Annotated in this window: 16 protein-coding genes; 2 read left to right on the top strand and 14 right to left on the bottom strand. The window is 60.5% G+C overall.

Translation table 11 applies throughout. The annotated features are described in order from the left end of the window. Positions 1-43: 43 nt before the first annotated feature. The 3 genes from ACM6J5_RS20070 to ACM6J5_RS20060 all read right to left on the bottom strand — a co-directional run bounded on the left by ACM6J5_RS20070 (position 44) and on the right by ACM6J5_RS20060 (position 2,034). Positions 44-1,258, bottom strand: a complete 1,215-nt coding sequence (locus tag ACM6J5_RS20070) for a class I SAM-dependent methyltransferase (protein WP_095945148.1) — start codon at positions 1,256-1,258, stop codon at positions 44-46. A 132-nt stretch (positions 1,259-1,390) separates the two neighbouring features. Continuing rightward, positions 1,391-1,753, bottom strand: coding sequence for a hypothetical protein (locus tag ACM6J5_RS20065; RefSeq protein ID WP_095945149.1), 363 nt, complete (start codon positions 1,751-1,753; stop codon positions 1,391-1,393). A gap of 2 nt (positions 1,754-1,755) precedes the next feature. Next, on the bottom strand, positions 1,756-2,034 hold the full coding sequence (locus ACM6J5_RS20060; protein ID WP_095945150.1) for an ogr/Delta-like zinc finger family protein: 279 nt from the start codon (positions 2,032-2,034) through the stop codon (positions 1,756-1,758). A 300-nt stretch (positions 2,035-2,334) separates the two neighbouring features. Between ACM6J5_RS20060 and ACM6J5_RS20055 the strand changes: the two genes are divergently transcribed. Next, positions 2,335-2,763 (top strand): helix-turn-helix domain-containing protein, encoded by a 429-nt coding sequence (locus ACM6J5_RS20055; protein ID WP_095945151.1) that lies wholly within the window; start codon positions 2,335-2,337, stop codon positions 2,761-2,763. Positions 2,764-2,779: 16 nt separating this feature from the next. Here ACM6J5_RS20055 and ACM6J5_RS20050 read toward each other — a convergent pair whose 3' ends face one another. The 6 genes from ACM6J5_RS20050 to ACM6J5_RS20025 form a co-directional block, all read right to left on the bottom strand. Then, positions 2,780-3,061 (bottom strand): phage holin family protein, encoded by a 282-nt coding sequence (locus tag ACM6J5_RS20050; protein WP_095945152.1) that lies wholly within the window; start codon positions 3,059-3,061, stop codon positions 2,780-2,782. After that, complete coding sequence (locus ACM6J5_RS20045) at positions 3,058-3,417, bottom strand: putative holin (RefSeq protein ID WP_095945153.1); 360 nt, start codon at positions 3,415-3,417, stop codon at positions 3,058-3,060. The genes ACM6J5_RS20050 and ACM6J5_RS20045 overlap by 4 nt, the downstream gene beginning before the upstream one ends. Beyond that, positions 3,404-3,706 carry a helix-turn-helix domain-containing protein gene (locus tag ACM6J5_RS20040; protein ID WP_095945154.1) on the bottom strand — a complete coding sequence of 101 codons (303 nt, stop codon included), beginning with the start codon at positions 3,704-3,706 and terminating at the stop codon, positions 3,404-3,406. Before ACM6J5_RS20040 ends, ACM6J5_RS20045 begins: the two co-directional genes overlap by 14 nt. 131 nt (positions 3,707-3,837) lie before the next feature. Continuing rightward, positions 3,838-4,455: a TPM domain-containing protein gene (locus ACM6J5_RS20035; protein ID WP_095945155.1), complete on the bottom strand. Its 618-nt coding sequence runs from the start codon at positions 4,453-4,455 to the stop codon at positions 3,838-3,840. A 28-nt stretch (positions 4,456-4,483) separates the two neighbouring features. After that, positions 4,484-5,239: a TPM domain-containing protein gene (locus ACM6J5_RS20030; RefSeq protein ID WP_414929199.1), complete on the bottom strand. Its 756-nt coding sequence runs from the start codon at positions 5,237-5,239 to the stop codon at positions 4,484-4,486. Positions 5,240-5,276: 37 nt separating this feature from the next. Continuing rightward, the gene (locus ACM6J5_RS20025) at positions 5,277-5,882 is read right to left on the bottom strand and encodes a LemA family protein (protein WP_095945421.1); all 606 of its coding nucleotides are present in this window, start codon (positions 5,880-5,882) and stop codon (positions 5,277-5,279) included. Between the two features lie 263 nt (positions 5,883-6,145). On the opposite strand from ACM6J5_RS20025, the gene bglX reads away from it, so the two are divergent. Continuing rightward, complete coding sequence (gene bglX, locus ACM6J5_RS20020) at positions 6,146-8,437, top strand: beta-glucosidase BglX (protein WP_095945420.1); 2,292 nt, start codon at positions 6,146-6,148, stop codon at positions 8,435-8,437. A 141-nt stretch (positions 8,438-8,578) separates the two neighbouring features. Here bglX and ACM6J5_RS20015 read toward each other — a convergent pair whose 3' ends face one another. The 5 genes from ACM6J5_RS20015 to ACM6J5_RS19995 all read right to left on the bottom strand — a co-directional run bounded on the left by ACM6J5_RS20015 (position 8,579) and on the right by ACM6J5_RS19995 (position 12,915). Beyond that, positions 8,579-9,736, bottom strand: a complete 1,158-nt coding sequence (locus ACM6J5_RS20015) for a phospholipase D-like domain-containing protein (protein WP_095945419.1) — start codon at positions 9,734-9,736, stop codon at positions 8,579-8,581. A gap of 1 nt (position 9,737) precedes the next feature. Then, positions 9,738-10,328 carry a YceI family protein gene (locus ACM6J5_RS20010; RefSeq protein WP_414929198.1) on the bottom strand — a complete coding sequence of 197 codons (591 nt, stop codon included), beginning with the start codon at positions 10,326-10,328 and terminating at the stop codon, positions 9,738-9,740. A gap of 129 nt (positions 10,329-10,457) precedes the next feature. After that, positions 10,458-10,781: an amidase gene (locus ACM6J5_RS20005; protein ID WP_095945417.1), complete on the bottom strand. Its 324-nt coding sequence runs from the start codon at positions 10,779-10,781 to the stop codon at positions 10,458-10,460. Then, a complete protein-coding gene (locus ACM6J5_RS20000; RefSeq protein ID WP_150673105.1) occupies positions 10,778-11,872 on the bottom strand; it encodes a serine hydrolase domain-containing protein in 1,095 nt (364 codons plus the stop codon). Before ACM6J5_RS20000 ends, ACM6J5_RS20005 begins: the two co-directional genes overlap by 4 nt. Before the next feature lie 155 nt (positions 11,873-12,027). Continuing rightward, a complete protein-coding gene (locus ACM6J5_RS19995; protein WP_414929197.1) occupies positions 12,028-12,915 on the bottom strand; it encodes an acyl-CoA dehydrogenase family protein in 888 nt (295 codons plus the stop codon). Positions 12,916-12,953 lie beyond the last annotated feature (38 nt).

Below are 12,953 nucleotides of genomic sequence, written 5' to 3'. Positions count from 1 at the left end.
GAATGTCAGTCCGCAATCGCGAGCAAGCTCGCTCCCACAGGGGTTAGAGAAAGCCGTCAGCGCGCAGCAGGGTTTCCAGGCAATGCTCGCTGATGTGATAGAAATCCTTCAGTTCCTGAATCTTCGCCAGCAACCGGGTCGGGTCCACCGGCTCGGCGCGCTTGACTGCCAGGATCATCTTGTTCTTGTTGGTGTGGTCCAGTGAGATGAACTCGAACACCTTGGTCTCGTAGCCGCAGGCCTCAAGGAACAACGCGCGCAAACTGTCGGTGACCATCTCCGCCTGCTGGCCCAGGTGCAAGCCGTATTGCAGCATCGGCTTGAGCAGCGCCGGGCTCTGGATTTGCAGGCGGATCTGTTTGTGGCAGCACGGCGAGCACATGATGATCGAAGCGCCGGAACGGATGCCGGTGTGGATCGCATAGTCGGTGGCGATATCGCAGGCATGCAGGGCGATCATCACGTCCAGCTCGCTCGGCGCCACGCTGCGCACGTCACCGCACTTGAACACCAGGCCGGGGTGTTCAAGCCTGGCGGCCGCGGTGTTGCACAGGGTGACCATGTCTTCACGCAGTTCGACGCCGGTCACCTCGCCTTCGGCCTTCAAGGTGTTGCACAGGTAATCGTGGATGGCGAAAGTCAGGTAGCCCTTGCCCGATCCGAAGTCCGCCACCCGCACCGGTTTGTCCAGCGCCAGGGGCGACGAGGTCAGCGCGTGGCTGAACACTTCGATGAACTTGTTGATCTGCTTCCACTTGCGCGACATCGCCGGGATCAGCTCATGCTGCTTGTTGGTCACCCCCAGGTCGGCGAGAAACGGCCGGCTCAGGTCAAGAAAACGGTTTTTCTCACGGTTGTGCTCGGCCGAAGGCACTTCGCGCAATTGCTGAGGTTGGCTCTTGAACAGCGATGACTTGCCCTTTTTGCTGTATTCGAGCTGGGCTTCGTCGGTCAACGACAACAAATGCGCATTTTTGAACGACGCTGGCAGCAACCCGGCAATGCTCGCCACGCCTTCGGCCAGCGGCAGGTTCTTGGTGATATCGCGGGTCTTGTAGCGGTAGACAAAAGACAGGCAAGGCTGTGCCTTGACCGTCACCGGCTTGATGATGATCCGCTGCAGGTCCGTTTCATCACCCACGTACTTGGCCAGCACCAGTTTGATGAACGCGTTGTGCTCGAGGCTGGTTTGCAGCAGGTCGATGAACTGGGCGTGATGATCCGGCGCGAGGCTGGCGGGAGTGGCGGTGACGGACATGGAAAAACGGCCTCGGCAATACGAATCGGGGGATGCCGGGTATTTTAGGGGGGACGAGGGTTTTGGGCACGGGGTAATTTTGCGCCAGGTCCCGTTCCCGCCGATCGGGACCTGAATCCAACCGTCGCTACCTCAGGGCTCCACCAGCCGAAGTTTGCGATTGGTCGGCGAGTTAATGACGAACTTGACGATCAACCCTACCGGCACCGCCCACGTCAGACCGTTGGCCGGATCAGTGACCACGGCGACAGTTTCGGAACTTGCGTCCAGATCCAGACGCCGGCGATCGTTGCTGGACTTGAGCAATCCGTAGGCGTGGCTGACCAGCCGCTCCGCTTGGTGCATCGGCATATCCAGACTCTGCAAATGCCTAACCGCGCGGCAGAACAGCACTTGATCATCAATCACACCCTCGCCCTCATGACGGGCCAGAAACGTCTGCGCTATGGCCAATAGCTCCTCATTCAAATGGGCCTGTTCATCAACCTCCTTCATGCTCAAGACTCCTGTTGCACTTGCGTCGCCGGGGCGCTTTCGGCGACAGGCCGCGCGGCGCGACGCAAGTCAGGTCCGGCGCATGGCAGGTGCACGGCCGGATTGGGCATGCCACTGGGGGAAAGCTCGTGGGTCATTTCGAACTCGGCCCTTACCGACCAGCCACAGGCCTCCGACGTACATTGCAAGTACGCCACCCGCAGGAAAATATGCCGCCCTTCGCTGGTACGTATGCGCATCCTGCTCAAGCAGTGCGGGCACACCATCTTGTAAGTACTCATACGTGCTTCCCTAGCGCCATCCGGTGGTAATCGAATTGATCAAACGCAATACTGCTTGAAACACAATTCGTGAAAGACGGGTGCTGCAAATAACGTCCGCCAGACAAAAGGAAGTGCAACCGGCGGACACGTAATAGATACGAGCCAAGCTCGTAGGAAATCACCCTGATACCATTAGGAAGTTTCGACATCGTATTCTTCTGATTCATAGTTGATGATTGATTACTTACAAGAAAAAAAGTACTCATTACGCATACGTTAAGCACTCAAAAAGCATATGTCAAAAGGAAGAGGCTCAAATTGCGTAGCAAAAAATCACAAGCTGTTTTGGCTCGTCTGAAACAAATTACGGGCACAAAAACTGACGCTTCCCTGTCTTCTGCGCTACAGATCAGCCCGCAGACACTCAGTAGCTGGAAAGGCCGCGACAGCACGCCATACTCATTATGCGTAGAAATCGCGCAGACTCGCGGCATCTCCCTTGACTGGTTGCTGCTGGGCGAGGGGCCGATGCTGCGGCAAACGCCTCTAAACACCCCTGCAAATGTTGCGCAAACCGCAACAACGCAGGAAAGCACCATCCTTTCGCTGTGGCGATTGCTTGATGAGGATGACCGCCGCGCAATACAAAACGCATTGGAAGAAAAGCGACGCCTGCGGGATCTGGAAACGCAACTTTCGGAAATGGCCGCTATCCTGGCAACACTTGGACATTCGAACAAAACCTGACTTGAAGCCCGACGTTTCAATGCTTGAAGGCATGCCACAAAACAATAATGTTGCCACTACTGCGAACAATCATTACGCATGAAAAAACACTCACCGCTGCATGCCATGGGCTCACCGGCAGGAATGTCAGCAATATATCGATGCCGGCGATATAGAACACTGCGCCACACAAGTTGATCAATATCCTGTCTCGCCAGTTGTAGCGCTGCTCGTCGCGCTGGTAACACGCCAGCCTGAACGCACTGATCAGGTGAGCCACGCCCGTCACCCACACCAGAGCCGCCATCTCAAAGGTCATTGCCCTCGCCCTCTGAGATGACGAAGGATGTCCCCGAGGCCGGCGCCATCGATCCATTGCATGAGCTTGATGCTGAGGGGAATGACCAGCAACGCGCACAGGAAGGCCGTCACACCGGCTGTCAGAAAAGGCGCCAATGGCTGGGCGACCGGGGCAAACAGGTAACCGACACCCGCCGACAACAGCCAGGAGCCGATGCGTTGCCAGGCCTTGAAGTTGGCGCGAGTGGTCGTGACCAGCCACGCGCCAAGCGTTGCCCCGAACAGGACTTCTCCATCGATAACCGGCAACGTCGCAATACCCAACCCCACCATGAGCCCGCTGATACTGTTGTAAGTCGAATCAGTCAGGCTCATGGATATCTCGCGACTGCAATGGCTCAACAGAAATGGCTCCCGACTTCAGCGCCTTGAATACGGCAGCGTTGCGAGAACCGACGGCGAACTTGCGGCGGATATTGGAGAAATGGAAGTTGATAGTGGATTCCGAGCAACTCTGAATCCTGGCGATTTCCCAGGACGTTTTGCCTTTGAGGCACCACTCCAGGGCTTGCGTCTCTTTCGCTGTCAGTTGCACTGGCGGAGCGTACATTGCGCGACTGGGGGCATCCTCCACCGAGATGTCCAGCGATTGTTGCGTTTTCATAAGAACTCCCTCTACACAGAACGCCCATCGCAGGGCGTGCACCATGTGAGAGATGTTGAAGACAAGCTCCCCGGCGGACAACGCTCGGGAACTGTGTCGCGGCGTACTACAAAAGCTGGTGAAGCCCAGGCTTACCCCAGCACCACCAGACGATTCGGCAGCTCATTGCGCACATGGGTCACCGGCACATGCACCTTGAGCAACTCGCCACAGGCCTCGACGCAACTGACAAAGCCCTGCAGCGTCTGCCCCTGCTTAACCTGCCGGGTGAACGTCGCGACGATCGCGTCCCAGTTCTTGTTGTCCAGGCGACTGGAAATCCCCTCATCCACCAGGATCTCCACGTAACGCTCGGCCTCGGAAACGAAAATCAGCATGCCGGTGCTGCCCTCGGTGTGGTGCAGGTTCTGCTCCAGGAACTGCCGGCGCGCCAGGTTCGAGGCGCGCCAGTGGCGCACCGAGCGCGGGACCAGATGGGTGGTGACTTTCGGCAGGCGGAACACCAGGCACAGCACGATGAAGATGGCCCACTGCACCAGCAGCAGGCTGTGCAGGGTCAGCCAACCGGTGAAGTAATGCACGATGCCCGGTACCAGCAGCGCCAGCAGACTGGCCCACAGCAGCGGGATGTACGCATAGTCGTCGGCGCGGGCCGCGAGCACGGTCACCAGCTCCGCGTCGGTGTCGCGCTCGACCCGGGCAATGGCCTCGGCCACCTTGCGTTGTTCGTGTTCAGTCAGTAATGCCATGTCGTGAAGTGCCTGCTCGTTTTTATTATCACCAGCCGCCGGATGAACCGCCCCCGCCGAAACTGCCCCCGCCGCCGCTGAAGCCTCCCCCTCCACCGCCGCCGCCAAATCCACCACCGCCAAATCCACCCCCGGATCCACCGGAACCGCCCCGGCCAGCAGGGAGGATACCGAGCATCTGGCACACAAAAACAGCCAGGATGAGCAACATCACCAAAAACACGAACAAACCGGGATGCCGTGCGATGAAATCGTCCCCCGGATCGCCTCTGGATTCATACGCCGTGGAGGGTTCGTCCAGGGGATTGCCGCCCAGCACCACCAGCATCGCCGCCACACCGTCACTGATTCCCTTACTGAAGTTGCCGGTCTTGAATGACGGGGTGATGACCTGATTGATGATCACCGAACTCTGGGCATCGGTCAGTCGATCCTCCAGACCATAGCCGACTTCGATGCGCAGCCGGCGCTCGTCCCGGGCGATGATCAGCAAGGCGCCGTTGTTCTTGTCCTTCTGCCCAATGCCCCAGTGGCGGCCGAGTTGGTAACCGAAGTCGGCGATGTCGGCACCTTGCAAATCCGGCAAAGTCACGACCACAAGCTGTTCGCCGGTGGCTTGTTCATGGGCCTGAAGTTGTTGGGTGAGCTGTTGGCGCACCGATGGCTCGATCATCTGCGCGTTGTCGACCACCCGCCCGGTCAGCGCCGGAAAGTTCAGCTCGGCCCGGGCAGCGATCGTCACCACCCACAACAACAGCAACAGGCCTGTTTTCAGGACGCGCATGGGCAACCTCTTGTATGGCGACGCCGATTACCGCTGTTCAGAACTTGACCTCGGGGGCCTTTTCCGAACCCGGCGTGGCTTCGAAGGTCTCGCGCATCGGCAGGTCGCTGTACATCACGGTGTGCCACAGGCGACCGGGGAACGTGCGGATCTCGGTGTTGTATTTCTGCACCGCGAGGATGAAATCGCGCCGGGCCACGCTGATGCGGTTCTCAGTGCCTTCAAGCTGCGATTGCAAGGCGAGGAAATTCTGGTTGGCCTTGAGATCCGGGTAACGCTCGGAAACCACCATCAAACGGCTCAATGCGCCGCTGAGCTGGTCCTGGGCCTGTTGGTACTGCTTGAGCTTTTCCGGGTTGTCGAGGGTCGAGGCATCCACCTGGATCGACGTAGCCTTGGCCCGGGCCTCGATGACGGCGGTCAGGGTTTCCTGCTCGTGGGCCGCATAGCCCTTGACGGTTTCCACCAGGTTGGGAATCAGGTCGGCGCGCCGCTGATACTGGTTCTGCACCTGGCCCCAGGCGGCCTTGGCCTGCTCGTCGAGGGTGGGGATGTTGTTGATGCCGCAGGCGGTCAGCAACGAGGCCAGCATCAGCAGCGTGACGACCTGCAAACGCGAACGGTAGGTTGGACTTACATTCATCAGGATGATGCTCCCTTGTACATTTCATGAAAAAACCGACCGCGAAACCTTCTGGGCCGGCTCTTGGGGCATAATCGCCCGCGCCTCTGGATTGCAGCGGGCCGATGGGCTAAAAAGAGGCCCTGCGCGAAAACGCATCCGCCATCTGGCTGTGGTTTTTTGGCTCTGGTCTTTTGAGCCGGCACCCGAACAACAATAGACGCTCCCTAAATTTTGGCTGGCCGGCGTGTACATCGCCGTTTGGGCCCTTGAGAAAACTATTCATGAAGAAGCTGTGTTTGCTGGGCCTGTTCGTCAGCCTGGCCAGTCATAACGTATTGGCCGCCACGACGCCCGCACCCCTGGAGAACAAGGAAGCCTTCGTCAGCAACCTGATGAAGCAAATGACCCTCGATGAAAAAATCGGCCAGCTGCGCCTGATCAGCATCGGCCCGGAAATGCCGCGCGAAATGATCCGCAAGGAGATCGCGGCCGGCAACATCGGCGGTACGTTCAACTCGATCACCCGCCCGGAAAACCGCCCGATGCAGGACGCGGCCATGCGCAGCCGCCTGAAGATCCCGATGTTCTTCGCCTACGACGTGATCCACGGCCACCGCACCATTTTCCCGATCCCGCTGGCCCTGGCCTCGAGCTGGGACATGGACGCCATCGGCCTGTCCGGGCGCATTGCCGCCAAGGAAGCCGCGGCTGACAGCCTCGACATCACCTTCGCGCCGATGGTCGACATCTCCCGCGATCCGCGCTGGGGCCGTACCTCCGAAGGCTTCGGCGAAGACACCTACCTGGTGTCGCGCATTGCCGGCGTGATGGTCAAGGCGTTCCAGGGCACAGGCGCGAACGCGGCCGACAGCATCATGGCCAGCGTCAAGCACTTCGCCCTGTACGGCGCGGTCGAGGGTGGCCGCGACTACAACGTGGTCGACATGAGCCCGGTCAAGATGTACCAGGACTACCTGCCGCCCTACCACGCGGCGATTGAGGCCGGCGCGGGCGGCGTGATGGTTGCGCTGAACTCGATCAACGGCGTGCCCGCCACTGCCAACACCTGGCTGATGAATGACCTGCTGCGCAAGGAGTGGGGCTTCAAGGGCCTGGCGGTCAGCGACCACGGAGCGATTTTCGAGCTGATCAAGCACGGCGTTGCCGCCGACGGTCGCGAAGCGGCGAAGCTGGCGATCAAGGCCGGTATCCACATGAGCATGAACGACACCCTGTACGGCAAAGAGCTGCCAGGGCTGCTGAAGTCCGGCGATATCCAGCAGAGCGACATCGACAATGCCGTGCGTGCGGTGCTCGGCGCCAAGTACGACATGGGCCTGTTCAAGGACCCGTACCTGCGCATCGGCAAGGCCGAGGATGATCCGGTCGACACCTACGCCGACAGTCGCCTGCATCGCGCCGAGGCCCGTGATGTGGCACGCCGCAGCCAGGTGCTGCTGAAAAACCGCAACGAAACCCTGCCACTGAAGAAAACCGCGAAAATCGCCCTGGTCGGTCCGCTGGCCAAGGCGCCCATCGACATGATGGGCAGTTGGGCTGCCGCCGGTAAGCCAGCCCAGTCGGTGACCCTGTTCGACGGCATGACCAACGCGCTGGGCGGCAAATCGACACTGATCTACGCCCGTGGCGCCAACATCACCAGCGACCCGAAAATCCTCGGCTACCTGAACTTCCTCAACTTCGACGCCCCGGAAGTGGTGGATGACCCGCGCCCGGCGAAGGTGCTGATCGACGAAGCGGTGAAAGCGGCCAAGGATGCCGATGTGGTCGTTGCCGCCGTCGGTGAATCCCGTGGCATGTCCCACGAATCGTCGAGCCGCACCGACCTGAACATCCCGGAAAACCAGCGCGAGCTGATCCGAGCCTTGAAAGCCACCGGCAAACCGCTGGTACTGGTGTTGATGAACGGCCGTCCGCTGACGATCCTCGAAGAGAAAGAACAGGCCGACGCGATCCTGGAAACCTGGTTCACCGGCACCGAGGGCGGCAACGCCATCGCCGATGTGCTGTTCGGCGACTACAACCCGTCGGGCAAACTACCGATCAGCATCCCGCGTTCGGTCGGCCAGATTCCGACCTACTACAACCACCTGACCATTGGCCGGCCGTTCACTCCGGGCAAGCCGGGCAACTACACCTCGCAGTACTTCGATGACACCACCGGTCCCCTGTATCCGTTCGGTTACGGCCTGAGCTACACCGAGTTCAGCCTGAGCGACATGGCCCTGTCGTCGACCACTCTGAACAAGACCGGCAAGCTCGACGCCAGCGTCACGGTGAAAAACACCGGCAAGCGCGACGGCGAAACCGTGGTGCAGTTGTACATCCAGGACGTGGCAGGCTCGATGATCCGCCCGATCAAGGAACTGAAGAACTTCCAGAAAGTGATGATCAAGGCCGGCGAACAGAAAGTCGTGCACTTCACCATCACCGAGGACGACCTGAAGTTCTACAACACCCAGCTCAAGTACGCGGCGGAACCGGGCAAGTTCAACGTACAGATCGGCCTGGATTCAGAGGACGTGACGCAGCAGAGTTTTGAGTTGCTGTAATACCTGAAACAACGCAAAAACTTGTAGGAGCGAGCCTGCTCGCGATGGCGGCCTGACAGTCAACAATGATGTTGAATGTTATGGCCTCATCGCGAGCAGGCTCGCTCCTACGGTGGTTTCAGGGTGTTTGAAAAATCCCGTTCAACCCCGTCGATCCAGCAGATTCACCACCACCCGATCCACCCATCCCCACACCCGCTGCTTGATCCGCCGCCACAGTGGCCGACGCTTCCACTCTTCCAGACTGACTTGCTCACTCAACCCGAAGTCCCGTTCGAAACTCGCGGCTACCGCTCGGGTCAATCCGGGGTCCAGCGCTTCCAGGTTGGCTTCCAGATTGAAGCGCAGGTTCCAGTGATCGAAATTGCACGAGCCGATGCTCACCCAGTCATCGATCAGGACCATTTTCAAGTGCAGGAAACACGGCTGGTATTCGTAAATCGTCACGCCGGCCCTGAGCAGTCGCGGGTAGTAGCGATGGCCGGCATAGCGCACGGACGGGTGATCGGTTCGGGGCCCGGTCAGCAGCAACCGCACATCAACGCCCCGGGCAGCTGCCCGGCGCAGGGAGCGGCGGACTTTCCAGGTCGGCAAAAAGTACGGCGTGGCCAGCCAGATCCGTCGCTGACCGCTGTTCAGGGCGCGCACCAGCGACTGCAGAATGTCCCGGTGTTGACGGGCATCGGCATAGGCCACCCGGCCCATACCCTCGCCTATCGACGGCACCCGTGGCAGGCGCGGCAGACCGAAATGCGAGGCCGGTCGCCAGGCACGTCGATGGCGGTTGGCAATCCACTGACGATCGAACAGCAGTTGCCAGTCGAGCACCAGCGGACCGGTGATTTCCACCATCACTTCATGCCATTCGCTGACGTCTTCGCCCGGTGTCCAGAACTCATCAGTGACACCGGTGCCGCCGACCACGGCCAGGCTCTGGTCCACCAGTAACAGCTTGCGGTGATCGCGGTAGAAGTTGCCGACCCAGCGTCGCCAGCTCAGGCGATTGTAAAAACGCAGCTCCACACCGGCAGACATCAGCCGCTGGCGCAAGGTCAGGGTGAAAGCGAGGCTGCCGTAATCATCGAACAGACAACGCACCCGCACACCGCGCTCGGCGGCCTGCACCAAGGCCTGGACCATGGCTTCGGCGCAGGCGCCCGCCTCCACCAGATACAGCTCCAGTTCGACCTGTTCTTCAGCCCGGGCAATCGCCACCAGCATGCGCGGAAAAAACTGCGGGCCATCGACCAGCAGTTCAAAGTGGTTGCCTTCACGCCACGGAAAAATCGCTCCGGCCATGTCAGCGCGCCGTGAAAATCAGCACCGCACTCACCGGCACTGAAAAACTGATCGCCGACAGACCGGCCAGGTTGCGCAACGACTCCAGGCCGGGAGCCAAATCGAAATCCTCGGCGTTGATCACCAGCGGTTCGAGGGTCACCACCTGAAAGCGCCGGTCATCGAGACGGGTCGCCAGTAGCTGTGCGTTGTATTCGTGTTGCTTGCCATGCAGGTCGACGGTCAGTGGCAGGCGCAATTCCAGCTGTGCGCCGGGAGCGAGATCATTGATCGGGCGCAGATCGATTTTCGTGGTGATCAAGGCGTCGGGAAACCGGTCGATCTGGAACAGCTCCTTACGCATGCGTTCATCGCGCAGCGGTACGCCGCTGTTGATCGATTCCAGCTCGACTTCCACCTGCGCCAGCCCCTCTGGGTCGACCTTGCCGTGCAGCACCAGGAAGCGCTGCACTTCGGAAACATTGGCATTCTTGGTGCTGACAAACGACAGGCGCGAAGACTCGCCGTCGAGGTACCAGTCGGCACGGGCCGACAATGCGGCGCTGGCCAGCAGCAGGAAAGTGATGGTCTGGAAGGTGGAGCGCTTGAACATAGAGACTCGTAGGGCAGATAAACCTGTGCTGAACCTTAACTGGCCTTCAGCGCATTGCAAGCCGTCTATTACTCCAAACCTGCCTTTGTGGCGAGGGAGCCCTCGCCCGGCCTCACAATTTCATCGCAGTCAGGGCTGCAAGCGACAGCCCTGGCGTTCGCCGATCCACACCGCACTGTTGCTGCGACCCATGCCGCTGACCGTGACACGCTTGCCGGCCGGATCATCGACAAAGGCGCTGGCGGGCAGCCACTGTTTCACATAACCGTGGCAGTACTCGAGGTCGTTGTTCATCACGTAGCGGCACGAACAGTATTCCTTGGCGGTGTAGGCGCTGATGATGTCGGGGAACGCCCACAGCGCCACCCGCTCGTGCCAGATCCAGCCAAGCAAGGCGATCAGCGGGATCAGCAACAGGGAGCTGACCGGTCGACGGCGAATGAAACCGCTCATGGCTGCACCTTTCCGGCAAAGGCCTTGAGTGCGAGCTGGAGCAGTTGGTTGTGCCGGTAAGTACCGTCGCGGTCATCGCCGTAGCGCACGATCACCAGCTGTTCACTGGGGATCACATACATCGCCTGCCCCCAATGCCCCAGTGCGGCGAAGGTGTCGGCGGGAGCATCGGGCCAGGGTCGTGCCGCGCCCTCAACGGCCCGATTGAGCCACCACTGGCCGCCGGGGACGGCATCGTCCTGGTGCGTGTGATAGTGAACGAACGGCTCGCGGTTGAACGCCACCCAGTCCTTGGGCAGCAGTTGCCTGTCGCCCCAGCGCCCCTCGCGGGCCATCAACAGACCGATCCGGGCCAGATCCCGTGCCGTGAGGTAGGCATAGGACGACGCGACGAAAGTGCCGGTGGCATCGGTTTCCCACACGGCATGGCGAATGCCCAGCGGCTCGAACAGCGCAATCCACGGATAGTCCGGATAGCGGCTGGGACCGACGATGGTTTTCAATGCGGCCGACAACAGGTTGCTGTCACCGCTGGAGTAGCGAAATGCCTGGCCCGGCATCGCGTATGAATCATGGGCTGCGGTGAACGCGGCCATGTCGTGGTGACCGCGGGTGTAGAGCATGGCCACCACCGAAGACTTCAGCGGTGCGTATTCGTAGTCTTCCTGCCAATCCAGACCCGAGGCCCAGTGCAGCAGGTCGGCCATGGTCATGTCGGGGTGTTTTTGCAGGGGCGGATAAAACTTCGCGACAGGGTCGCCAAGCTTGAACAAGCCTTCACCGTAGGCCACACCGAGGACCGTCGCCATCAGGCTCTTGCTGATCGACCAGGTCAGGTGCGGCGTCTCGGCCGTCGTCGGGCCGACGTAGCGTTCGTAGATCAACTGGCCGTCGCGGATTACCAACAAAGCATCGGTGCGGATGCCCTGGCGAGTGCTGTCATCGCGGGATGGAAAGGCGTAAGCCTCCAGGGCTTGAAGCGCCGGTCCGGTCGGCGTCGGGGCGGTCGGCCATTGCTCGGCGGGCCAGTTTTCGGCCTGGGCCGTGAGGCTGAGCAACAGCAGGAAAGTCAGGGACAAGCCTTTGGACATGGCGGGGGCTCGGAGGTTGAACCTGCTGAGCCTAGTCGAGGTTGATGACAGTTCTGAAATTTGTATTGCCTGAAAGATTGCTATCGCGAGCAGGCTCACTCCTACAGGGGAATGCGTTCCAAATGTAGGAGCGAGCCGGCTCGCGATGAGGCCAGTCAGTTCAATGAAGATTCCGCCAAAGCCTTGGCCAACCGCTTCCCCCGAGCCCCCGCCGCCAAATCCATCACGGCCTGGTCCCGCTGCCACATCGCCGCCCACTCCGGCGACCCTCCAGCCAGCGACTCGTTCACCTCAGCCTTGAGCCCTTCGAACTGCGCAAACAACCCGCCAAGCAACACATGCCCGGTCGGATGGCTCGGTGGCTGGCGGCTGGTTTCCGCGCACCCGACCAGCAACCCCAGCAACCGCAGCTGCAGGCCTTGCGGCCAAGCGCATTCCTGGCCGACGCCATACAACCACGCCGTCATCGCACTCAGCACATAGATGTCTTCCAGCGTGCGGAACGGTTTGACGTACGCGTCCCAACCATCCCCCGCGAGCAACTCGCACAGTGCGTTATCCAGAAACAACCGACCATGGCTGATGTCCGGCATCAACGGGATCGACGCCAGTTTTTCAACCCGCACACCCGGTTCATCGCGATAGATCACCGCCAGGCTCAAGCGAGGGTCGGTGCCGGGCTCCTCGCTGCGCGCCGCCACCAGCAGCCAGTCGGCGGCATCGCCGGCCGTGACGAAATCCTTGCGTCCACTCAGGCGCAAATCGCTCAGTCGGGTTTGCATGTCGGCCGGGCGCAGGCTGCGCTGTTCGGTGGCGCACAGCGCGCCAAGACTCAGGGGCGCGCTCGGCCAGAGCATGCGCAAGGCCGCTTGATACCCCACCAGAAACGCCAGCCCCGGCGTCGCCATCAACCGCCCGCCAAGCACCGCCAACTCAAATGGCGTGACCGTTCCCAGCTGTTGCAACAAGGTCGCGAAACCTTCGGCCAGGTCCGGGTTGGCGGGCAAGCGATCACGGCGGTTCAACAGGGTTTGCCAGGGCATAAGAGGCTCCTCGAGGGCTGTCATATAAGCATCACCAA

Source organism: Pseudomonas sp. IT-P74 (assembly GCF_949768175.1).
Taxonomy (GTDB): Bacteria; Pseudomonadota; Gammaproteobacteria; order Pseudomonadales; family Pseudomonadaceae; genus Aquipseudomonas.
Note: the sequence above shows the minus strand (reverse complement) of the source record. Positions and strands in the feature narration are given on the sequence as shown.